Genomic DNA, 25742 nt, shown 5'->3' with positions numbered 1-25742 from the left:
ACGATGGGAAAGCCCATGGCGAACTCTGACGACAAGCTTGTCCGAGCGCTGCGGAGCGCGCTGAGAGAGAACGAGCGGCTGAAGCAGGCGAACCTCGATCTGGTCTCCGCCTCCAACGAGCCGATCGCGATCATCGGGATGGGGTGCCGGTTCCCCGGCGGGGTGACCTCGCCGGAGGAGCTGTGGCGGCTGGTGGCCGGGGGGACCGACGCCATCTCGGACTTTCCTGCCGACCGAGGCTGGGACCCCGGCCTCTACGACCCGGACCCGGAGCGCACCGGCAGGTCCTACACCCGGCAGGGCGGGTTCCTGCACGACGTGGCCGAGTTCGACCCGGCGTTCTTCGGGATCAGCCCGCGCGAGGCACTGGTCATCGACCCGCAGCAGCGGCTACTGCTGGAACTCGGCTGGGAGACCTTCGAGAACGCGGGCATCGCCCCCGACTCACTGCGCGGCAGCGACACCGGGGTGTTCGCCGGGGTGATGTACGGCGAGTACGGCTCGCGGCCGTCCTCGCTGACATCCGGCCAGGAGGCCAACGTGGGCCTCGGCAGCGCGGGGAGCGTCGTCTCGGGACGGGTGGCCTACACCTTCGGCCTGGAGGGACCAGCGGTAACAGTGGACACGGCGTGCTCGTCGTCGCTGGTCACCATGCACCTCGCCGCCCAGGCGCTGCAGAGGGGAGAGTGCTCGCTGGCGCTGGCCGGTGGCGTGACCGTGATGGCGACGCCCAGCGTGTTCTTCCAGTTCAGCCGCCAGCGCGGGCTGGCGGCCGACGGCCGGTGCAAACCCTACGCCGAGGCGGCCGACGGGCTCGGATGGTCCGAGGGCGCGGGCCTGGTCCTGCTGGAGCGGCTGTCGGACGCCCGCCGTAACGGGCACCGGGTGCTGGCGGTGATCCGGGGCAGCGCGGTCAACCAGGACGGCGCCAGCCACGGGTTGACGGCGCCCAACGGTCCGGCGCAGCAGCGGGTGATCCGTCAGGCGTTGGCGAACGCGGAGTTGGAGTTCGCCGATGTGGACGTGGTGGAGGGGCACGGTACGGGGACGACGCTCGGCGACCCGATCGAGGCGCAGGCGTTGCTGGCGACGTACGGTCAGGATCGAACCGTCCCTTTGTGGTTGGGGTCGGTGAAGTCGAATCTGGGTCATACGCAGGCCGCCGCCGGGGTGGCGGGTGTGATCAAGATGGTGATGGCGATGCGGCACGGGGTGATGCCGAGGACGCTGCACGTGGACGAGCCGTCGTCGCATGTGGACTGGTCGTCGGGTGCGGTGGAGCTGTTGGCGGAGTCCCGGCCATGGCCCGAGCGTGAAGGACCCCGCCGGGCGGGGGTGTCGTCGTTCGGGATCAGTGGGACGAACGCGCACGTGATCGTGGAAGGGGTCGTGGAGTCGGTTGCTCCGGCGGTGGGGCGTGGGTTGCCGGTGGTGCCGTGGGTGGTGTCGGCCAGGTCGGCTGAGGGGTTGGGTGCGCAGGTTACGAGGTTGGCGTCGTGGTCGGGGGACGCGCTGGATGTGGGGTACTCGCTGGCGACGACCCGGACGGTTTTGGATCATCGTGCGGTGTTCTGCGGGCCGGATCGTGATGAGCTGGCGGCGTTCGTCCCGGGTGCGGATGGTGTGGCCGGGGGCCGGTGTGCGGTGCTGTTCTCGGGTCAGGGGGCGCAACGGCCCGGGATGGGAGCGGGGCTGTACGCGGCGTTCCCGGTGTTCGCCGAGGCCTTCGACGCTGCGTGTCCGGCGCCGGTCAAGGAGGTGGTGTTCGGGGGTTCGGAGCTGATCGATCAGACGGTGTACGCCCAGCAGGGGTTGTTCGCGTTCGAGGTGGCGTTGTTCCGGTTGGTGGAGTCGTGGGGGGTGGTCCCCGACTTCGTCGGGGGTCATTCGGTGGGGGAGATCGCGGCTGCTCATGTGGCGGGGGTGTGGTCTTTGGAAGATGCCTGCCGGGTGGTGGAGGCACGCGGCCGGTTGATGCAGGACCTGCCCCCGGGTGGGGCGATGGTCGCGATAGCCGCCTCGGAAGCAGACATCGCCCCGTACCTGAACGAGCGGGTCGGGTTGGCAGCGGTCAACGGCCCGGCCTCGGTGGTGGTCTCCGGTGACGAGGACGCGGTCGAGACACTGCTGAACCAACTGGACGGGATCAGGACCAAACGGCTACGGGTCTCGCACGCTTTCCATTCGGCGCGGATGGATCCGATGCTGGACGACTTCCGGGTAGTCCTGGAGTCGGTGTCGTGGAATCGGCCCCGCATCCCCCTGGTATCGACCCTGACCGGCCACCTCGCCGACCCCGACGAGATCGCGTCGGCGGAGTATTGGGTGCGGCAGGTCCGCGAGCCCGTCCGGTTCGGCGACGCGGTGCGCACTCTGGAAGCCGAAGGCGTCACCACGCTCATCGAAGCCGGACCGAGCCCTGCCCTGTCGGCGATGGAGACCCAGAGCGCCGTCTTCGCCCCCCTGGCGCGTAAGGACCACGACGAGGTCGAAGCCACCATCCGTGGACTGGGCCAGGCATGGACCCGAGGCGTCACGGTCGACTGGCCGACGCTGTTCACCGGGTCCGGCGCCCAGCGGATCGACCTGCCCACCTACCCCTTCCAGCGGAGGCGTTATTGGTTGGAGGGGGGTGTTGTCTCGGGTGATGTGGGGGTGAGCGCGGCTGGTCATCCTTTGCTGGCTGCGGCGGTGGTGTTGGCCGATTCGCAGGGGGTGGTGTTGACGGGGCGGTTGTCGGTGGAGACGCAACCCTGGCTGGCCGATCATCGGGTGATGGGGGCGGTGATCTTCCCCGGCACCGGCTTCGTCGAACTCGCCATCCAGGCCGGTGACGAGGTCGGGTGCGGCACTCTCGAAGGTCTCACGCTGGAGAGCCCGCTGGTGCTGCCCGACACCGGAGCGGTACGGCTCCAGATCATCGTCCGCACACCGGACGAGACCGGGCTGCGGGCGTTCTCCATCCACTCCCGGCCCGACGACTCCGATCCGGACCTCCCCTGGACCCGCCACGCCACCGGCACGGTCCGCCCCGTGGAGCCCGCCGCCGACCTCCCCTCCATGGAGCCGGACGCCTGGCCGCCATCGGACGCGACACCGGTCGAGCTCGACGGGGCCTACGAGAGCCTCGCCGCGCGCGGCTATGACTACGGACCCGCGTTCCGGGGGCTGCGGGCGATGTGGCGCCGGGGCGACGAGGTCTTCGCCGAGGTGGCCCTGCCGGAGGACATGAGCGGCGCCGGTTTCGGCCTGCATCCGGCGTTGCTGGACGCCGCCATGCACCCCAGGCTGCTGAACGAGGCCACGGGGACGCGGATCCCCTTCGAGTGGCATGGCGTCTCGCTGCTGGCCACCGGTGCCGAGGCGCTGCGGGTGTGGATCCGGCCGGTCGGCGAGGACGCCATGTCGGTGACGGTCACGGACTCGTCGGGAGCGCCGGTCGCGGGTGTCTCCCGGCTGCTGGCCCGCCCGGTCTCCGCCGACCAGCTCGGGCGGCCGGGACGCGACGTGCTGTTCGAGGTGGACTGGCCCCTGATCTCTCTCGCTCCGGTGCGGGACGAACGACACCGGCCGGAGGTCGGCGGCCCCGACCGCCCCGACCTGGCCGACCTGGGCCGTACGATCGGGCCGGACACGCCGATGCCCGACGTCGTACTGCTGGCGTACGCCCTCGACGCGGACGAGCCGACGCGTGCCACGGGGGCGGACGACGAGGACCTGCCCGGACGGGTACGGGCGGCGACCCGGCGGACGCTGCGGGACCTGCAGACCTGGCTCGCCGACGAGCGGGCCTCCTCCTCGCGGCTCGTGGTGGTGACACGCGGGGCGGTGAGCACGGGCGCCGACGACACGGCCGTGGATCTCCGGCAGTCGGCGCTGTGGGGGCTGGTGCGCTCCGCCCAGGCCGAGCATCCGGGGCGATTCTGCCTCGTCGACCTGGACGATCACCCCTCCTCCGAACGGCTGCTCGCCGCGGTCGTCGCGTCGGGCGAGCCGGAGGTGGCGGTACGCGCCGGTGCCGCACGGGTGCCCCGCTTCGCCCCGGTGGCCCCCGGCCAGGCGGCGTCGAACTGGTCCGCGGACGGAACGGTGCTGATCACCGGAGGCACCGGCGGGCTGGGCGCGCTGCTCGCCCGCCACCTCGTCGAGGCGCGCGGGGTCAGGCACCTGCTGCTGGTCAGCCGCCGAGGCCCGGAAGCGGCCGGGGCGACGGAGCTGCGGGACGAGCTGGCCGCGCTGGGTGCCGAGGTCACGGTCTCCGCCTGTGACGTCACCGACAGGGCGTCGCTGGCCGCCGTACTCGCGGAGGTGTCCCCACGGCACCCCCTCACCGCCGTCGTGCACGCCGCGGGGGTGGCGGACGTCGGAGTGCTCGGCTCGCTCACCCCCGAGCAGGTGGACCGGGTGATGCGTCCGAAGGTGGACGCGGCCTGGCACCTGCACGAGCTCACCAGGGAGCTCGGCCTCTCGGCCTTCGTGCTCTACTCGTCGGCGGCGAGCCTCGTTCTCGGCGCGGGCCAGGCCAACTACGCCGCGGCCAACGCCTTCCTCGACGCGCTGGCCGGATATCGCGAGGCGGCGGGACTGCCCGCCACCTCGCTGGCCTGGGGGCTCTGGGCCGAGGCCGAGGGGATGGCGGAACTGCTCGACGAGGCGGGCCTGCGACGCATGTCCCGGCTGGGGCTGCCGCCACTGGCCACCGAGGAGGCGCTGGGGCTGTTCGACGCGGCCGTCGGGCTTGGCAGGCCCGTCCTCGCACCGGTCCGGGTGGACCGCGTCGCGCTGAACGCCCGCACCGACGAGATCCCGCCACTGCTGCGCGGCCTGCTGCGGACCAGGTCCCGCCGGGTGGTCGAACCGGGACGCGCCTCGGCCGACCCCGCGCTTTCCCGTCGTCTCGGCGCCCTCACCGAGCCGGAGCGGGATCGGGTGATGCTGGACCTGGTCCGTACCCGTGTCGCCACCGTGCTCGGATATTCCGCGAACGAGTCCGCGGAGCCGGGAGCCGCCTTCCGCGAGCTGGGCTTCGACTCGCTGGCCGCCGTGGAGCTCCGCAACCTGCTGAACGAGGCGACGGGCCTCCGGCTTCCCGCCACCCTGGTCTTCGACTACCCCAACTCGATCGTGCTGGCACGCCACCTCAGGGACGAGTTGCTCGGTACGGCTCCCGTCCAGACGGCGGCGCCCACCGTGGCGGCCGACCTGGAGCCGATCGCGATCGTGGGAATGGCCTGCCGTTACCCGGGTGGGGTGACCTCCCCGGAGGGGCTGTGGCGGCTGGTGGCCGACGGCCTCGACGTGATCTCCGACTTCCCCGCCGACCGGGGCTGGGACCTCGGCGCGGTGTACGACCCCAGCGGGTCCAGGCCGGGCACCAGCTACGTCCGCGAGGGCGGGTTCCTCTACGACGCGGCTGACTTCGACGCGGAGTTCTTCGGGATCTCACCGCGTGAGGCGCCGGTGCTGGACCCGCAGCAACGCCTGTTCCTGGAGATCTCGTGGGAGGCGCTGGAACGCGCGGGCATGGACGCCGCCTCGCTGCGCGGCAGCTCGACCGGGGTGTTCACCGGTGTGATGTACCACGACTACCCCGGGAGCAGCGGGGCGGGAAGCCTGGTCTCCGGCCGGGTCGCGTACACGTTCGGGTTCGAGGGACCGGCCGTCACCATGGACACCGCCTGTTCCTCCTCGCTCGTGGCGCTGCACACGGCCTGCCGGTCGTTGCGGCAGGGTGACTGCTCGCTGGCGCTGGCCGGTGGCGTGACCGTGATGGCCACGCCGGACATGTTCGTCGAGTTCTCCCGGCAGGGAGTGCTGTCCGGTGACGGCCGGTGCAGATCGTTCGCCACCGCCGCGGACGGCGCGGGCTGGTCGGAGGGGGCGGGTGTCCTGCTGCTGGAGCGGTTGTCGGACGCTCGTCGTAACGGGCATCGGGTGCTGGCGGTGGTACGGGGCAGCGCGGTCAACCAGGACGGGGCGTCGAACGGCCTGACCGCGCCGAACGGTCCCTCGCAGCAGCGCGTCATCCGGGCGGCCCTCGCCGACGCGGGTCTGGGGTCCGCCGATGTGGACGTGGTGGAGGGGCACGGTACCGGGACGACGCTCGGTGACCCGATCGAGGCGCAGGCGTTGCTGGCCACCTACGGTCAGGGCCGGTCGGCTCCGCTGTGGCTGGGGTCGGTGAAGTCCAACCTCGGACACCCCCAGGCCGCCGCCGGGGTGGCGGGTGTGATCAAGATGGTGATGGCGATGCGGCACGGCGTGATGCCGAAGACGCTGCATGTGGATGAGCCGTCGTCGCATGTGGACTGGTCGTCGGGTGCGGTGGAGGTGTTGGCGGAGTCCCGTCCGTGGCCGGTGGGGGAGGGGCCTCGTCGGGCGGGGGTGTCGTCGTTCGGGATCAGTGGGACGAACGCGCACGTGATCGTGGAGGGGGTGGTGGAGGAGCCGGTCGTTCCGGTGGTGGAGCGAGCGATGCCGGTGGTGCCGTGGGTGGTGTCGGCCAAGTCGGCTGAGGGGTTGGGTGCGCAGGTCGCGAGGTTGGCGTCGTGGGCGGGGGACGCACTGGACATCGGCTACTCGCTGGCCACGACCCGGACCGCTCTGGATCATCGTGCGGTGGTGGTGGGGGAGGGGCTGGTGAGCGGATCGGTCGCGGGAGGCCGGTGCGCGGTGCTGTTCTCCGGCCAGGGAGCACAGCGGCCCGGGATGGGAGCGGGGTTGTATGCGGCGTTCCCGGTGTTCGCCGAAGCCTTCGACGCCGCCTGCCCGGCAGCGGTCAAGGAGGTGCTGTTCAGCGGCTCGGAGCTGATCGACCAGACGGTGTACGCCCAGCAGGGGCTCTTCGCCTTCGAGGTCGCCCTGTTCCGGCTGCTGGAGTCCTGGGGCGTGGTCCCGGACTTCGTCGGCGGACACTCCGTAGGAGAGATCGCGGCTGCTCATGTGGCCGGGGTGTGGTCTTTGGAAGACGCCTGCCGGGTGGTGGAGGCACGCGGCCGGTTGATGCAGAACCTGCCCGCCGGTGGGGCAATGGCCGCGATAGCCGCTTCGGAAGCAGACATCGCCCCGTATTTGAACGAGCGGGTCGGCCTGGCGGCGGTCAACGGTCCGGCGTCGGTGGTGGTCTCCGGTGACGAGGACGCGGTCGAGGCGCTGTTGAACCAGTTGGACGGGGTCAGGGCCAAACGGCTACGGGTCTCGCACGCTTTCCATTCGGCGCGGATGGAGCCGATGCTGGAGGACTTCCGCACGGTCCTGGAGTCGGTGGTGTGGAACCGGCCCCGCATCCCCCTGGTATCGACCCTGACCGGCCACCTCGCCGACCCCGACGAGATCGCGTCCGCCGAGTATTGGGTGCGGCAGGTGCGTGAGCCGGTCCGGTTCGGCGACGCGGTGCGCACCCTGGAAGCCGAAGGCGTCACCACGCTCATCGAAGCCGGGCCAAGCCCTGTCCTGTCGGCGATGGAGACCCAGAGCGCCGTCTTCACCCCTCTGGCGCGTAAGGAGCACGACGAGGTCGAGGCCGTGATCCGCGGACTGGGCCAGGCGTGGACCCGGGGTGTGGCGGTCGACTGGCCGGAGATGTTCACCGGATCCGGTGCTCAGCGGATCGACCTGCCCACCTACCCCTTCCAACGACAGCGCTACTGGCTGAACGCCGACGTCGCCGCGGTGGAGGAGAACCACGAGGAGTCGCGCTTCTGGGCGGCCGTGGAGCAGGGGGACGTCGAGCGGCTGGCCATCACCCTGGGCATGGCGGACGGCGAGGACGGCGCGCTGCGCACCATGTTGCCCATCCTCTCCTCGTGGCGCAGGCAGCGGGACGAGCAGTCCACCGTGAACGGCTGGCGTTACCGCGTCGGCTGGGAAGCCGTACCCGATGTGCCCGTGCGCGTATCCCCGCAGAGCTGGCTCGTGGTGGTCCCCGAGGGTCATCTCGACCATCCCTGGGTGGTGGCGCTACGGACGCTGGAGCGGCGCGGCATCACCGTGCTGACGCTGGAGCTGACCGAGCAGGACCGGGACGCCCTGGCGGACCGGATCCGGCGGGCCACCGGCGGTTCCTGTGATCGGGTGCTGTCCCTGCTGGCGCTGGAGGACCGGCCACACCCCGGCCATCCCCTCGTGGACCTGCGCGTGGCGAACACCATCCTGCTGGCGCAGGCCCTCGGCGACGCCGGGACGGCCGCACCCCTGTGGGCACTCACCCTGGACGGCCAGGCCGACACGGGCCAGGCCCGGCTCTGGGGGCTGGGCAGGTCGATCGGCCTGGAGCGTCCCAGCCGGTGGGGTGGGCTCGTCGAACTGCCCGAGAGCATGAACGAGCAGGCACTGAGCCGGTTGGTGAACGCCGTCGCGGGCTCCTCCGACGAGGATCAGCTCGCGGTGCGCGCCTCCGGAGTCTTCGTACGCCGCCTGCACCGCGCGCCGATCGCCGAACCCGCCGAGACCTGGCGCCCGGACGGCACCGTCCTGGTGACCGGGGGTACGGGAGGCGTGGGCGCGCACGTGGCCAGGTGGCTCGTCGGCAGAGGAGCCGAGCACCTCGTACTGGCTGGTCGCCGAGGAGCCGACGCGCCCGGCGCCGGGAAGCTCGCGGAGGAACTCGGCCGGGCGGGCGCGCGCGTGACCATCGCGTCCTGTGACGTGACGGACCGGTCGGCGCTGCGTGACCTGCTGGCGGAACACCGGGTGACGGCCGCCTTCCACACCGCGGGGATCGGCGGCTGGGCCACCCTGGACGAGACGACGATGAGCGACACCGAGGCCGTGTTCGGCGCGAAGGTCACCGGTGCCGAGTATCTCGACGAGTTGCTCGACCGCGATTCGGACCTGCTGGTGCTGTTCTCCTCGACGGCCGGGATCTGGGGCAGCGCCGCGCAGGCCACCTACGCGGCGGCGAACGCCTCCCTGGACGCCCTGGCGCGGCGGCGGCGGGCACGCGGGCTGAAGGCCACATCGGTCGCCTGGGGGCTGTGGGCCGGGGAGGGGCTGGCCGTCGAGACCGACCTTGAGGAACGGCTGCGACGCCAGGGCCTGCGCGCGATGGACCCGAGGCTCACCCTCGCCGCCCTCGGTCAGGCACTGGATCACGACGACGTCGATCTCGTCGTCGCCGACATCGAATGGGAGAGGTTCGCCCCGGCCTTCACCGCCGCGCGGCCCAGCCCGCTGATCGACCGGATTCCCGAGGTCCAGCGCGTACTGGTCACCCCGGACACACCGGCCGGCCAGGCGGAGAGATCGGAGCTGGCCCGCCGCGTCGCGGAGCTGCCCGACGCGCAGCGCGAGCCCCTTCTCCTCGATCTCGTACGGATCGAGGCGGCCACCGTGCTGCGGCACGCCTCAACGGAGGCCGTCCCCGTCGATCGGGCCTTCCAGGAGCTCGGTTTCGACTCCCTGACCGCGGTCGAACTGCGCAACCGGCTGAGCACGGCCACCGGGCTGGTCCTCCCGGCCACCCTGGTCTTCGACCGGCCCACCCCCTCGGCGGTCGCCGCGTACCTGAAGGCCGAACTGGCCGGGACGGGGCACGAGCCCGTCACGGTCGCGACGGCGAGCGCGGGGACCGACGAGCCGATCGCCATCGTCGCGATGAGCTGCCGCTTCCCCGGGGACGTCCGATCCCCCGAGGACCTGTGGCGGTTGGTCGACGAGGAGGTGGACGCGGTGTCGGCGTTCCCCGAGAACCGAGGCTGGGACGTCCAGGGACTGTACGACCCCGACCCCGACCGGCCGGGCAAGAACTACGCCCGCGCGGGCGGCTTCCTGCACGACGTCGCGGAGTTCGACGCGGAGTTCTTCGGCATCTCCCCGCGCGAGGCCCGGTCGCTGGATCCGCAGCAGCGCCTGCTGCTGGAGAACTCCTGGCAGGCGTTCGAACGCGCGGGCATCGACCCCGTCTCACTGCGCGGCGGCCAAGTGGGCGTGTTCGTCGGCACCAACGTCCAGGACTACAACGTCGAGATCGGCAATGCCGCGAGCGTCGTCTCCGGAAGGCTCTCCTACACCTTCGGTCTGGAGGGCCCGGCGGTGACGGTGGACACGGCGTGCTCGTCGTCGCTGGTCGCCATGCATCTGGCCTGCCAGTCGCTGCGGCAGGGAGAGAGCACGCTGGCGCTGGCCGGTGGCGTGACGGTGATGGCGACACCGGAGATGTTCGTCCGCTTCTCCCGGCAGCGGGCGCTGTCGCCCGACGGCCGCTGCAAGTCCTTCGCGTCCACCGCCGACGGCGCGGGCTGGTCCGAGGGCGTGGGAATGCTGCTGCTGGAGCGGCTGTCCGACGCGCGCCGCAACGGGCACCCGGTGCTGGCGGTGGTACGGGGCAGCGCGGTCAACCAGGACGGGGCGTCGAACGGCCTGACCGCGCCGAACGGCCCCTCCCAGGAAAGGGTGATCCGTCAGGCGCTCGCGAACGCCGACCTTGAGGTGTCCGACGTGGACGTGGTGGAGGCGCACGGCACGGGGACGACGTTGGGTGATCCGATCGAGGCGCAGGCGTTGCTGGCCACCTACGGTCAGGGCCGGTCGGCTCCGCTGTGGCTGGGATCGGTGAAGTCGAACATGGGGCACGCCCAGGCCGCCGCCGGGGTGGCGGGTGTGATCAAGATGGTGATGGCGATGCGGCACGGGGTGATGCCGAAGACGCTGCACGTGGACGAGCCCTCACCGCACGTGGACTGGTCCTCGGGCGCGATCGAGCTCCTGACCGAGGCCCGGCCGTGGCCCGAGCGCGAAGGGCCTCGTCGTGCGGGGGTGTCGTCGTTCGGGATCAGTGGGACGAACGCGCATGTGATCGTGGAGGGGGTGGCGGAGGAGCCGGTGGCTCGGGTGGTGGAGAGGGCGATGCCGGTGGTGCCGTGGGTGGTGTCGGCCAAGACCGCCGAGGGGTTGGGTGCGCAGGTTACGAGGTTGGCGTCGTGGGCCGGGAACGCGCTGGACATCGGATACTCCCTGGCCACGACCCGGACCGCTCTGGACCACCGTGCGGTGATGGTGGGGGAGGGGCTGGTCAGTGGGACGGTCGCGGGAGGCCGGTGCGCGGTGCTGTTCTCCGGCCAGGGGGCGCAGCGGCCCGGGATGGGAGCGGAACTGTATGCCGCGTTCCCGGTGTTCGCCGAAGCCTTCGACGCCGCCTGCCCTGCAGCGGTCAAGGAGGTGGTGTTCGGTGGTTCGGAGCTGATCGACCAGACGGTGTACGCCCAGCAGGGGCTGTTCGCCTTCGAGGTCGCCCTGTTCCGGCTGCTGGAGTCGTGGGGGGTGGTTCCGGACTTCGTCGGTGGTCATTCGGTGGGGGAGATCGCCGCTGCTCATGTGGCGGGGGTGTGGTCGCTGCAGGATGCGTGCCGGGTGGTGGAGGCACGCGGCCGGTTGATGCAGGCTCTGGCTCCGGGTGGGGCGATGGCCGCAGTAGCCGCCTCGGAAGCGGACATCGCCCCGTACCTGAACGAGCGGGTCGGCCTGGCGGCGGTCAACGGCCCGGCGTCGGTGGTGGTCTCCGGTGACGAGGAGGCGGTCGAAGCGTTGCTGAATCAGCTGGACGGGATCAGGACTAAACGGCTAAACGTCTCGCACGCCTTCCACTCCCCGCTCATGGAGCCGATGCTGACCGACTTCCGCACGGTCCTGGAGTCGGTGGTGTGGAACCGGCCCCGCATCCCCCTGGTATCGACCCTGACCGGCCACCTCGCCGACCCCGACGAGATCACGTCCGCCGACTACTGGGTGCGGCAGGTCCGCGAACCGGTCCGATTCGGCGACGCGGTACGCACCCTGGAGGCCGAGGGCGTCACCACCCTCATCGAAGCCGGACCGAGCCCTGCCCTGTCGGCGATGGAGACCCAGAACGCCGTCTTCACCCCCCTGGCACACAAGGACCACGACGAGGTCGAAGCCACCATCCGCGGACTGGGCCAGGCATGGACCCGAGGCGTCACGGTCGACTGGCCGACACTGTTCACCGGATCCGGCGCCCAGCGGATCGACCTGCCGACCTACCCCTTCCAGCGGAAGCACTACTGGCTCGACACCGTCGCCGACACCGGTGACATGGGCTCGGTCGGGCTGGCCGACGCCGAGCACCCGCTGCTCGGCGCGACGATCTCGCTGGCCGACGCGGAGACGACGGTCCTGACCGGGAGGCTGTCGCTCGCGACGCATCCCTGGCTGGCCGACCACCGGGTCGGCGCGGTGGCCGTGTTCCCCGGCACCGCCCTGGTCGAGCTGGGAGTCTGGGTCGGAGACCAGGTCGGCTGCGGCTTCCTGGAGGAGCTGACCCTCCAGGCCCCGCTCGTCCTGCCGGAAACCGGCGCGGTGGCGATCCAGGTCGCGGTGGACGCCGCCGACGAGAACGGGCGGCGCAGGCTCACCGTGCACTCGCGCGCCGCCGAGGCCCCCCTGGACGCGGTCTGGACCCGGCACGCCGTCGGCGCCCTCACCCCCGGCACCCCGGCCGAGCCGGACAGTCTGGAGGTGTGGCCGCCGGAGGGTGCGACGCCGATCGAACTCGGCGCGATCTACGACGACGTCGTCGAGGGCGGCCTGGCCTACGGCCCGGCTTTCCGCGGACTCCAGGCGGCCTGGCGGCGCGGCGCGGACGTCTTCGCGGAGGTGGCCCTGCCCGACCAGGTCAGGGACGAGGCGGGACGGTACGGCGTGCATCCGGCCCTGCTGGACGCCGCGCTGCACGCCGTCGGGCTGACCGGTCACCCCGACGCGGGCGCCGCGCTCCCGTTCGCCTGGAACGACGTCGCCCTGCACGCCACCGGAGCCACCGGCCTGCGGGTCCGTATCTCCACGGCCGAGGACGGCGCCGTCTCCGTGCACACCGCCGACCCCAAGGGAGCCCCCGTGGTGTCGATCGGGTCGCTGGTGCTGCGCCCGGTCCAGGCGGTCAGTCCCGAGACCGGGCCCGCCGTCCAGGACTCGCTGTACCGGATCGCCTGGGTGGACGCGCCCGTCACCGGCGCCCCGGTTCGCACGGTGGAGCCCACCCCGGTTCAGATGGTGGAGCACACCGACATCGACGCTCTGCGAGCGGCGCTCGACGCCGGTGCGCCGTCGCCCCGGGCGGTGCTGTTCCCCGTCGGCGCCACCTCCCCGGACGACGCGCGCCCGGCGACCGCGCGGACTCTCGCGGCGGTGCGATCCTGGCTGGCCGACGAACGGCTGGCCGCGTCCACCCTGGTGATCCTGACCCGGAGGACGGGTACGCCCGCCGACCTCGCCTCGGCCGCGGTCGCCGGATTCGTCCGCTCCGCCCAGGCCGAGCACCCCGGCCGGATCGTGCTGGCCGACGTGGACGAGGACCCGGAGTCGTGGCGGCTGCTGCCCGCCGCGATCACCGGCGCCGAACCGCAGATCGCCGTGCACGCCGGAGCCGTCTCGGTGCCCCGCCTGGTGCGGGCGACGCCGGGCGACCGGTCCGCGGGACCGGACCTGACGGAGGGCACCGTACTGATCACCGGGGGCACCGGTGGCCTGGGCGGACTGCTCGCGCGGCACCTGGTCGCCGAGTACGGCGCCCGCAGGCTGCTGCTGGCGAGCAGGCGCGGAGCGGACGCGCCGGGGGCGGAGAGCCTCCGGGCGGAGCTGGCGGATCTGGGCGCGGAGGTCGTCCTGGCCGCCTGCGACGTCACCGACCGTGACGCGCTGGCGCGACTGCTGGCGGACATTCCCTCCCGGCACCCGTTGACGGCGGTCGTGCACGCGGCCGGATCGCTGGCCGACGGCCTGGTCTCCACCCTCACCCCGGAGCGGCTCGACGAGGTGATGCGGTCGAAGGCGGACGCGGCCTGGCACCTGCACGAGCTCACCGAGGCGCTGGACCTGTCGGCGTTCGTGCTGTTCTCCGCCGCCGCCGGCACGCTCGGCACGGCGGGCCAGGGCAACTACGCGGCGGGGAACGCCTTCCTCGACGCGCTGGCCGCGCACCGGAGGTCCCTGGGGCTGCCGGGCACCGCGCTGGCCTGGGGGCTGTGGGAGCAGACGAGCGAGATGACCGCGCACCTCACCGGTGAGGGGGTCGCCAGGGTGGGGCGCGGAGGTGTCTCGCCGCTGCCCACCGCGGACGCGCTGGCCCTGTTCGACCTGGCGGTCACGATGGACGATCCCGCCCTGGTACCGGTCAGGCTGAACCCGGCCGTGCTGCGCGAGCAGCATGACGCGGGACTGCTTCCCGCCCTGCTGACCGGCCTGGTGCCGGGACGGCGGCGGCGCTCCGCCTCGGCGGCCACGGACGGGCCGTCCCTGGCCGACCGGCTCTCCGGGCTCGGGGAGGCGGAGCGGGAGGAGGAACTGCTCGCCCTGGTCAGGGCGGAGGTCGCCGCGGTCCTCGGCCATGTATCCGTCGAGGCGGTACGGTCCTCCCGGCCATTCGACGAGCTGGGCTTCGACTCCCTCACCGCGATCGAGCTGCGCAACCGGATGAACGCCGTCACCGGCACCCGGCTGCCGGCCACCCTCGTGTTCGACTACCCGAACCCGGCGGCCCTGGCCAGACACCTGAACGACCGTCTGCGCCCGGAGCCGGTGGCCGCGCCGCTCTCCCTGCTCGGTGAGCTCGACCGGCTGGAGGCGATCCTGGCGACGCCGGATCCGGACGAGATCGAGGCGCTCGGCCACGACGCGCGCGCGGACGTCACGGCCAGGCTCAGGACCCTGGTCGCCACCTGGCAGGACCTCCACCGGACCGGTGAGGAGGACACCGTCGCCGACGACCTCGACGCGGCCTCCGACGACGAGATCTTCGCCTTCATCGACAGCAAGCTGGGCACGTCGCAAGCAGAGCGGACGGATGTGTGATGGGGAACGAAGCCAAGCTCCGCGACTACCTCAAGCGGGTCACCGCCGAGTTGCACGAGACCACCGAGCGGCTGCGCGAGGTGACCGGCCAGGCGAGCGAGCCCATCGCCATCGTCGGGATGAGCTGCCACTACCCGGGGGGCGTACGCTCACCCGAGGACCTGTGGTCGCTGGTGGCCGAGGGCGGGGACGCGATCTCGGGGTTCCCCGTCAACCGGGGCTGGGACGTGGCGAGCCTGTACGACCCGGACCCGGAGCGGCCGGGCACGAGCTACACCGACCAGGGCGGGTTCCTGCACGACGCGGCCGACTTCGACGCCGGGTTCTTCGGGATGTCGCCGCGCGAGGCGCTGACCAGCGACCCGCAGCACCGGCTGCTGCTGCGGGCGTCGTGGGAGGCGCTGGAGAACGCGGGGATCGCCCCCGACTCGCTGCGGGAGAGCCAGACCGGTGTCTTCGCCGGTCTGATGTACCACGACTACGGCGCGCGGGTCCGCGAACGCGGCATGGAGGAGTTCGAGGCCTACCTCGGCAACGGCAGCGCGGGCGCCATCGCCTCCGGGCGGATCGCCTACGCCCTGGGGCTGGAGGGCCCTGCGGTCACCGTGGACACCGCGTGCTCGTCGTCGCTGGTGGCACTGCACCTGGCGGTCCAGGCGCTGCGGCAGCGCGAGTGCGGCCTGGCGCTGGCGGGTGGCGCCACGGTGATGGCGACGCCGGGGACGTTCGTCGAGTTCAGCAGGCAGCGCGGGCTCGCCCCCGACGGGCGGTGCAAGTCCTTCGCGTCCGCCGCCGACGGGGTCGGCTGGTCGGAGGGCGTGGGCATGCTGGTCCTGGAACGGCTCTCGGACGCCCGCCGCGCGGGACACCCCGTGCTGGCGGTGGTCCGCGGCACGGCGGTGAACCAGGACGGCGCCAGCAACGGGCTGTCGGCGCCCAATGGGCCCTCCCAGCAGCGGGTGATCCGGCGGGCGCTCGGCAACGCGGCGCTCACCTCCCGCGACGTCGACGTGGTCGAGGCGCACGGCACCGGCACCAGGCTGGGCGACCCGATCGAGGCGCAGAGCCTGCTGGCGGTCTACGGCAGGGACCGCCCGGCGGACCGCCCGCTCTGGCTGGGGTCGCTGAAGTCCAACATCGGGCACTCGCAGGCCGCCTCGGGGGTCGGCGGGGTGATCAAGATGGTGATGGCGATGCGGCACCGGGTGCTGCCCAGGACCCTGCACGTGGACGAGCCCTCGCCGCACGTGGACTGGTCGGCGGGGGCCGTCAGCCTGCTGACCGAGGCGAGGCCGTGGCCGGAGTACGACAGGCCGCGCCGCGCGGGGGTCTCCTCGTTCGGGGTGAGCGGCACCAACGCGCACGTGATCCTGGAGGCGGCCGAGGTCGAAACCCAGTCGGGGTCGGAGGAGCCTCGGGACGGCGGCGACGGGTCCGGCTCCGCCGCCGCCGTACTGCCGTGGGTGCTGTCCGCGCGGGACGAGGCCGCGCTGCGCGGGCAGGCCGCGCGCCTGCTGGCCTTCGTGGACGAGCGTCCCGGGCTCGGCCCGCTCGACGCGGGCCTGTCCCTCGTGACGACCAGGGCCTCCTTCGAGCACCGCGCGGTCGTGGTCGGTCACGACCTCGACGGCCTGCGTACCGGCCTGGCCGGGCTCGCCGGGGGAGTCCCGGCCGCAGGGCTGGTGCGGGGGGTCGCCGGGGAGGAAGGGGGCAAGGCCGTCTTCGTCTTCCCCGGCCAGGGTTCGCAGTGGCGGGGGATGGCGCTGGACCTGCTGGAGTCGTCCCCGGCCTTCGCGGCCGAACTGTCGGCGTGCGCCGAGGCCCTCGCCCCGTACGTGGACTGGTCGCTGCTGGACGTGCTGCGTGACTCCTCCCTGGACCGGGTGGACGTCGTGCAACCGGCGCTGTTCTCCGTGAACGTCTCCCTGGCGGCGCTGTGGCGCGCGCACGGGGTGGAGCCCGCCGCGGTGGTCGGCCACTCCCAGGGGGAGATCGCGGCGGCGTACGTCGCGGGCGCGCTCTCCCTCCGGGACGCCGCGCGGGTGGTCGCGCTGCGCAGCCGCGCGATCGCCGAGGAACTGGCGGGCCAGGGGGGCATGGCGTCGGTGTCGCTGCCGGAGGCCGACGCCCGGGACCTGCTGGCCGCCTGGGGTGACAGGCTCACGATCGCCGCGGTCAACGGCCCCTCGGCCGTGGTGGTCTCCGGCGACGGCGACGCCCTGGACGAACTGCTGTCCCGCTGCGAGACGGACGGGGTGCGGGCCCGCCGTATCGCGGTGGACTACGCGTCACACTCGGCGCACGTGGAGCGGCTCAGGGACCGGCTGCTGGCCGACCTGGGGCCGATCGGCCCGGCACCCTCCACCGTGCCGTTCTTCTCCGCGGTGACCGGCGGCCGGTTGGACGGCGAGCTGCTCGACGCCGAGTACTGGTACACCAACCTGCGCCGGACGGTCCGCTTCGAGCAGGCCACCCGCGCGGTCCTGGACGAGGGGTACGGGTTCCTGATCGAGGTCAGCCCGCATCCGGTGCTGACCGTGAACGTCCAGGCGACCATCGACGAGAGCGGTTCCGCCGCCTCCGCCGCGGGGACGCTGCGCCGCGACGAGGGGGACCTGCGCCGCTTCGCCGCCTCGGCCGCCGAGCTGTACGTCCGGGGCCTGCCGGTGGACTGGCCGTCCTTCTTCGCGGGCACCGGCGCCCGCCGGGTCCGGCTGCCGACGTACGCCTTCCAGGACGAGCGGTACTGGCTGGACGCGGTCGAGCCGCGCGGGGACGTGGCCGCCGCCGGGCTGACCTCGCTCTCCCACCCGATCCTCGGCGCGGCCGTCTCGCTGGCGGGCAGGGACGGGGTGGTGCTCACCGGGCGGCTCTCCGTCGAGTCGCACCCCTGGCTGGCCGACCACGCCGTGGCGGGCACGATCCTGATGCCGGGCACCGGCTTCGTCGAACTGGCGATCAGGGCCGGTGACCAGGCCGGCTGTCCCGCGCTTGAGGAGCTGACGGTGTACACCCCGCTCACCCTGCCCGAACGGGGGAGCCTGCAAGTACAGGTCGTGGTGGAGCCCTCGGACGCGCTGCACCGGCGCGCCCTGTCGGTGTACTCGCGCGCCGAGGAGGAGACGGAGCCGTGGACGCTGCACGCCGACGGCGTGCTCGGCACCGCGACGCCCGCCGAACCCTTCGCCCAGGACGCGTGGCCGCCGCCCGGCGCGACCCGCGTCGCGCTGGACGGCTTCTACCCCCGGCTGGCCGACCTCGGGTACGGGTACGGGCCGGTGTTCCAGGGGCTGCGCGCGATGTGGCGGCGTGGTGAGGAGGTCTTCGCCGAGGTCGACCTCCCCCGGGACGCGGACGGCGCGGGCTACGGCCTGCACCCCGCCCTGCTGGATGCGGCGCTGCACACCGGCCTGGTCGACCACGAGGGGCCGATCAGGCTCCCGTTCTCCTGGACCGGTGTGGAACTGTACGCGACCGGCGCCTCGTCCCTGCGGGTACGGCTGGCGCCGTCAGGCCCCGACACCGTCACCGTGCAGGCGGGCGACCCCGAGGGCAGGCCGGTCTGCTCGGTCGCCTCGCTGGCCGTGCGGTCCGTCCCCGAGGCCCTGACCCGCACGACGGGCGACCCCCTCTACCGGCTCACCTGGACGCCTCTCCCGATCACGGACCCGGCACCGTCGGGGCCGTTCGCCGTGCTCGGCGCGGACGAGTTCGGGGTGGGGGCGGTACTGAGCGGCTGCGCGTCCCGCCGGGACCTGGCCGACCTGACGCGGTCGCTGGACGCGGGGGATCCCGCCCCCAAGGTGGTCTTCGCCGCGTGCCCGCGCGCACCGGGCGACCCGGCGGTTCCCGACGCCGTCAGGTCGGGCGCGAACCGGACGCTCGCGCTCCTGCAGGGCTGGCTGGCCGATCCCCGGCTGGCCGACTCGCGGCTCGTCGTCCTCACCGAGGCCGGTGTCGCGATCGGCCCGGACCGGGTCGCCGCGACGCCCGGTCCCGGCGGGGCCGACGCGCCGGTGCCCGGTGCCGCGACCGGCTCCGGCCCGGCCGCCGTGACGCCCGCTCACGCCGTAACGCCCGGTCCCGGCGAGACGGACACGTCGGCGCCCGGCGAGGCCGACGCACCGGCCGACGTGCTGACCGGCGCGGCGGTGTGGGGGCTGGTGCGGTCGGTCCAGGCCGAGCACCCCGAGCGCCTGGTCCTCGTCGATCTCGACGGGCCCCTGCCGGTCGACGTCCTGCGGGCACTCGGCTCGGACGAGCCGCAGCTCGCCCTACGCGCGGGCGAGGTGCTCGTGCCCCGGTTGGCGCGGACCCCCCTCCAGGCCGTCGCCCAGGTCCCGCCGAGGGTGTGGGATCCCGAGGGAACCGTGCTGATCACCGGCGGCACCGGGGGGCTCGCCGCGGTGCTCGCCCGGCACCTGGTCACCGAACGCGGGGTGAGGCACCTGCTGCTGGCCAGCCGCAGCGGCCCGGCGAACGGGGACGTGGCACGGCTGAGCGCCGAGCTCACCGAACTGGGCGCGGAGGTGACCGTCGCCGCCTGCGACGTGGCGGACAGGGCCGCGGTCGGGCGCCTGCTCGCCGGCATCCCCGGCGAGCACCCGCTCACCGCCGTGGTGCACGCGGCGGGCGTCCTCGACGACGGGACGGTCTCCTCCCTCACCCCCCGGCGGATGGACGCGGTACTGCGGCCGAAGGTGGACGCCGCCTGGCACCTGCACGAGCTGACCCGCGAGCTGCCCTCGGTCGAGCTCGTCCTGTTCTCCTCCGCCAGCGGGGTGCTCGGCGACCCCGGGCAGGGCAACTACGCCGCCGCCAACGCCTTCCTCGACGGCCTGGCCAGGCACCGCCGGGCGCTGGGCCTTCCCGCGACGTCGCTCGCCTGGGGGTTCTGGACCCAGCGCAGCGGGATGACCGGTCACCTCACCGACGAGGACGTGGCCAGGATGGCGCGGTCCGGCGTGCTCGGGCTCTCCTCCCCGGCCGCCCTGGACATGTTCGACCGGGCCCTCGCGCTGGACGAGCCCGTCACCGTACCGATCGCGTTCGACCTCCCCGCGCTGCGCGCCCGCGCCGCGTCGCTGCCCGCGCTGCTGCGCGGCCTGGTCCGTGCCCCCGCCCGCAGGGTCGCCGCCGAGCGCGGTGCCGAGGGATGGGCGCAGCGGCTGGCCGGGCTGACCGAGCCCGACAGGGAAGAGGCGATGCTGGAGCTCGTCCGCTCCCACGTCGCCGCGGCCCTGGGCCACGCCACCCCCGAGACGGTCGACCTGCGCCGGGCCTTCAAGGATCTCGGCTTCGACTCGCTCACCGCCGTCGAGCTGCGCAACGGGCTGGGCGCGGCCACCGGGCTGCGCCTGCCCGCCACCCTCGTGTTCGACCACCCCTCGGGCAAGGCGCTGGCGGGGTACCTGCTGTCGCGGCTGCTCGGCACCGGCCGGGCGACCGTGGCCGCCGCCCCCGTGTCGCCCGGCGACGACCCGATCGCGATCGTCGCGATGAGCTGCCGCTTCCCCGGCGGCGTGAACACCCCCGAGGAGCTGTGGTCCATGGTCGCCTCGGGTGGGGAGGGACGGTCGTCGTTCCCCACCGACCGGGGCTGGGACCTCGAAGCGCTGTACGACCCCGACCCCGCCACCCCGGGCACGACGCACACCCGTACCGGCGGATTCCTCCACGACGCCGCCGACTTCGACGCGGAGTTCTTCGGCATCAGCCCCTACGAGGCGCTGGCCATGGACCCGCAGCAGCGGCTGCTGCTGGAGATCTCCTGGGAGGCGCTGGAGGCGGCGGGAATCGACCCGGCGTCGCTCCGGGGCAGCCGCACCGGCGTGTTCGCCGGGCTGATGTACTACGAGTACGGCAGCAGGCTCACCGCCGTCCCCGACGAGGTGGCCCCCTATCTCGGCAACGGCAGCCTGGGCAGCGTGGCCTCCGGGCGGCTGTCCTACACCTTCGGTTTCGAGGGACCGGCGATGACCGTCGACACCGCGTGCTCGTCGTCGCTGGTCGCCCTGCACCTGGCCGCGCAGGCGCTGCGGCGCGGCGAGTGCGACCTGGCGCTGGCGGGCGGGGCGTCGGTGATGTCGACCCCGGCGACGCTGATCGGGTTCAGCTCCCAGCGGGGCCTGGCGGCCGACGGCCGCTGCAAGGCGTTCGCCGAGGCCGCCGACGGCACCGGGCTGTCGGAAGGGGCCGGGATGCTCCTGCTGGAGCGGCTGTCGGACGCCCGGCGCAACGGCCACCCCGTGCTCGCCGTGGTGCGCGGCTCCGCCGTGAACCAGGACGGGGCGAGCAACGGGCTGACGGCCCCGAACGGCCCGGCCCAGCAGCGGCTCATCCGCCAGACATTGGCGAGCGCGGGCCTGGCCACGGCGGACGTCGACGTGGTCGAGGCGCACGGCACCGGCACCAGGCTCGGCGACCCGATCGAGGCGCAGGCCCTGCTGGCCACCTACGGTCAGGACCGGCCGGCCGGCCGGCCCCTGCTGCTCGGCTCGATCAAGTCCAACCTCGGCCACACGCAGGCGGCGGCGGGCGTGGCCGGAGTGATCAAGATGGTGCAGGCGATGCGGCACGGGGTCGTGCCCAGGACCCTGCACGTGGACGCGCCGTCCAGCGAGGTGGACTGGTCGGAGGGCGCCGTCGAGCTGCTCACCGCGCGGATCGCCTGGCCGGACAGCGGCCGCCCGCGCCGCGCGGCCGTGTCGTCCTTCGGGATCAGCGGCACCAACGCGCACGCGATCATCGAGCAGGCCGCCGAGCCCGAGCCGGGCCCGCCCGGCGCCGAGGGTCCCAGCGGAGAGAACCCCGGTGATGAGAGTCCCGGTGGTGAGAAATCCGGTGGTGAGAGCCCCGGCCACGCTGTGCCGTGGGTGCTCTCCGGCCGTACGGAGACCGCGCTCAGGGCGCAGGCGGGGCGCCTGCTCTCCTTCCTGCGGGACCGCGAGGAGTCGTCCCCCGCCGACGTCGGGCTGTCGCTGGCCACCTCCCGCGCCGCGCTCGACCACCGCGCGGTGGTGACCGGCCGTGACCGGGCCGCCCTGCTGCGCGGCCTGGCCGGGCTGCGCGACGGCACGCGGCCCGCCGGATCTCCCGCCGCTCCGGGACCCGTCGCGTTCCTGTGCACCGGGCAGGGCGCGCAGCGGGCCGGGATGGGACGCGAGCTGTACGAGACCTTCCCCGTCTACGCCGAGGCGTTCGACGCGGTCTGCGCGTTGCTGGACCCGCTGCTGGACCCGCTGCTGGACCGCCCGCTGGCGAGCGTGGTGTTCGGCGAGCCGGACGCGTCCGAGGAGGAGAAGCTCCTGGACCGGACGGTGTTCGCCCAGGCGGGCCTGTTCGCCGTCGAGGTGGCGATGTTCCGGCTCCTGGAGTCGTGGGGCGTGCGCCCGAACCTGCTCGCGGGCCACTCCGTCGGCGAGGTCGTGGCCGCGCACCTGGCGGGCGTGCTGTCGCTGGCCGACGCGTGCGTGCTGGTGGCCGCCAGGGGCCGCCTGATGCAGGCCCTCCCCGCAGGCGGCGCGATGGTCGCGGTGAACGCCCCCGAGGCCCGGATCGTGCCGCTGCTCACCGCCGACGTGAGCGTCGCGGCGGTGAACGGCCCCGCCTCGGTGGTGGTCTCCGGCACCGAGGAGGCCGTGTCGGCGCTGGTCAGGAGGCTGGACGGCGTCCGGACGAAGCGGCTGCGCGTCTCGCACGCGTTCCACTCCCCGCTCATGGAGCCGATGCTGGAGGAGTTCGCGCTGGTGGTCGGCGGGCTGTCGCCACGCCCGCCGAGGATCCCGATCGTCTCCAACGTGACCGGGGAGGTGGCCGATCCCGAGGAGCTGTGCACGCCCGGGTACTGGGTCCGCCACGTGCGGGCCACCGTGCGCTTCCACGACGGCTTGGAGACGCTGGCCGCCCAGGGGGTGACGACGTTCCTGGAACTCGGCCCCGACGCCGTGCTCACCGCGATGGGCCAGGAGTCCCCGGACGACGCGCGGCTCTTCCTGGCCTGCCAGCGCGCCGACCGGCCGGGGGCGGACACGCTGGTCGAGGCGGTCGGCCGTCTGCACGCCCGGGGTGTGCCGGTCGACTGGCCCACCTTCTTCGCCGGTACCGGCGCCCGCCGGGTCGAGCTGCCGACCTACGCCTTCCAGCGCCGCCGCTACTGGCTGGACGCCTCGGACCCGGCGGGCGGCACCGGCGCGTTCGGCCGGCGGGACACCGAGCACCCGTTCCTCACCTCGGCCGTCGGGCTCGCCGGTTCCGGCGGCGTGCTGATGACCGGGAAGGTGTCGCTCGGCTCCCACCCCTGGCTCGCCGACCACACGGTGCGCGGCTCGGTGCTCGTGCCCGGTACGGGCCTCGTCGAGATGGCCCTCACGGCGGCGGGCGAGGCGGGATGCGCCGCGCTGCGGGAGCTGACGCTCCAGGCCCCGCTGCGGGTGCCCGAGCATCGGTCCGTCCTGCTGCAGGTCGTGGTCGGCCCGGCGGACGAGAAGGGGGAGCGGCCGGTCGGCGTCCACTCCAGGATCGAGTCCGCCGGTTCCGCCGGTGGGGAGACCGGCTGGACCTGTCACGCGACCGGGGTGGCGGGCGAGCCGGTGGCGGACTTCCCGGACTTCCCGGCCGACCTGTCGTCGTGGCCTCCGCCCGGCGCGGAGCCGATCGGGCTCGACGGGGCGTACGAGAGCCTGGCGGCCCGGGGGCTCGGCTACGGCCCGGTGTTCCAGGGGCTCACCGCGGCCTGGCGGCGGGGCGAGGAGGTGTTCGCCGAGGTCACGCCGGCGGACGAGGCGCGGGCGCAGGCCGGGCGCTTCCAGCTCCACCCGGCGCTCTCCGACGCCGCCCTGCACGCCGGTCTCGTCGCCGCTCCCGGTGGCGAGCCCCGGCTGCCGTTCGCGTGGACCGAGGTGGCGATCCACGCGCGGGGAGCCTCTGCGCTGCGGGTGCGGCTCGCCCCCGAGGAACCCGGGGGACCCGGGGGGAAGGACGGCGTCTCCCTGCACGCCGCCGACCAGGACGGGGCGCCCGTGTTCTCCGTCGGCTCGCTCGTCTCGCGCCCGATCCCGGCCGAGCGGCCGGGGGAGGCCGGGCATGAGTCGCTGTACCAGCTGGACTGGACACCGGTTCCCACGGAGGGAACGGCACCGGCCCGCCGCGCCGTACTGGGCGGGGACGACCTCGGGCTGGACGGGGCGGAGCGGTACGCGGACCTGGAGGCTCTGGCCGGTGCGATCGACGACGGCGGCGCGGTGCCGGAGGTCGTGGTCTACCCCGTGCCGAGGGTGCCCGGCGCGACCGCGCGGTCCGTGACCGGCGACGTGCTCGGCGTGCTGCGGGGCTGGCTCGCCGACGAGCGGTTCGACGCCGCCCGCCTCACCGTGCTGACCAGCGGGGCCGTCGTCACGGCGGACGGCGACGCGCCGGACCTCCCGTACGCGCCGGTGTGGGGGCTGGTGCGCTCCGCCCGCGCGGAGAACCCGGGCAGGTTCGCCCTGGTCGACCTCGACGGCGAGGAGGTCTCGCGCCGGGCGCTGCCGAAGGCGATCGGCTCGGCCGAACCGGAACTCGCCGTCCGCGAGGGGACGATCCGCGCGCCACGCCTGGCCAGAGCCGTCCAGGGGCCGTCGGGGGAGGGCCGCGCGCTCGACCCCGACGGCACGGTGCTGATCGTCGGCGGCACCGGCGGGCTCGGCGGGCTCGTCGCCAGGCGACTGGTGACCGGCCACGGCGTCCGCCACCTCGTCCTCGCCGGTCGCCGGGACCCGGCCGCGTCCGCCGATCTCGCGGCGGAACTCAGGGGGTACGGCGCGCAGGTCGAGGTCGCCGCCTGCGACGCGGCGGACCGGGACGAGCTGGCGGCGCTGCTGGACCGGATTCCCGCCGCGCACCCGCTCACCGGCGTCCTCCACACCGCGGGCGTGCTCGACGACGGTACGGTGCGGGCGCTGACCCCCGAACGGATCGACACCGTGTTCCGGGCGAAGGTCGACGTGGCGACGAATCTGCACGAGCTCACCGCGTCCGCCGACCTCGCGGCGTTCGTGCTGTTCTCCTCCGTCGCCGGGGTGTTCGGGAGCGCGGGACAGGCCAACTACGCCGCGGCCAACGCCTTCCTCGACGCCCTCGCCCAGGCGCGGCACGCGGCCGGGCTGGCGGGGTCGGCGCTGGCCTGGGGCTCGTGGGCCGACCACGACGGCATGGCGGGCAGGCTGCCCGAGACCGGCCTGCGCCGGATCGCGCGCACCGGCGTCCTGCCGATGGAGGCGGAGGAGGGCCTCGCGCTGTTCGGCGCCGCGCTCGGGCTCGACCGGCCGCTGCTGCTGCCCGCGCGGCTGGACCTCGCCCGGATCAGGGTGCGGGCCGCCACCGAGGAGGTGCCGCCGATCCTGCGCGGCCTGGTCCGCACCCCGCCCAGGAGGGCGGCCGGACCCGACGGCGGCCGGCTCCTCGCCCGGCGGGTGGCCGCCGAGATCGGTCAGGCCCGCGACAGGCTGATGCTCGACGAGGTGCGTTCCCACATCGCCGCCGTGCTCGGTCACGAGGACCGCGAGGCGATCGAACCGGGCCGCGGCCTGCTCGACCTGGGCTTCGACTCCCTGTCCGCGGTCGAGCTCCGCAACCGGCTCGGTGCCGCCAGCGGTTTGCGGCTGCCCGCGACGCTGGTGTTCGACTTCCCCTCGGCGGGCGCCATCGCCGGGTACCTGCTCCGTGAGCTGTCCGGCGACGTGACCGAGCCGGCCCTGGACGTCGAGATCGCCAAGCTGGAGTCCGCGCTGACGGACGTGGCGTGGAGCGAGGAGCAGCGGCGGCGGATCGCGTCCCGGTTGCGCGGGCTGGCCGCGAAATGGGGGGCGACCGGCCAGGAGGAGGACATCACCGCGTTGCGCTCGGTGACCGCCGACGAGCTCTTCGAGATCCTGGACAACGAGCTGGAGTCGAGTGGCTAG

General features: G+C 73.7%; 2 protein-coding genes. Both read left to right on the top strand.

Going from position 1 to position 25742, the window contains the following annotated elements:
- Positions 1 to 15: 15 nt before the first annotated feature.
- Positions 16 to 14802 (top strand): type I polyketide synthase, encoded by a 14787-nt coding sequence (locus tag ABD817_RS06140; RefSeq protein ID WP_344915885.1) that lies wholly within the window; start codon positions 16 to 18, stop codon positions 14800 to 14802.
- Entirely contained in the window at positions 14802 to 25742 is a 10941-nt protein-coding gene (locus ABD817_RS06135; protein ID WP_344915883.1) for a type I polyketide synthase, read from the top strand. Before ABD817_RS06140 ends, ABD817_RS06135 begins: the two co-directional genes overlap by 1 nt.

The organism is Streptosporangium oxazolinicum (genome assembly GCF_039537505.1).
Taxonomy (GTDB): domain Bacteria; phylum Actinomycetota; class Actinomycetes; order Streptosporangiales; family Streptosporangiaceae; genus Streptosporangium; species Streptosporangium oxazolinicum.
This window is presented reverse-complemented; position numbering and strand designations above follow the sequence as displayed.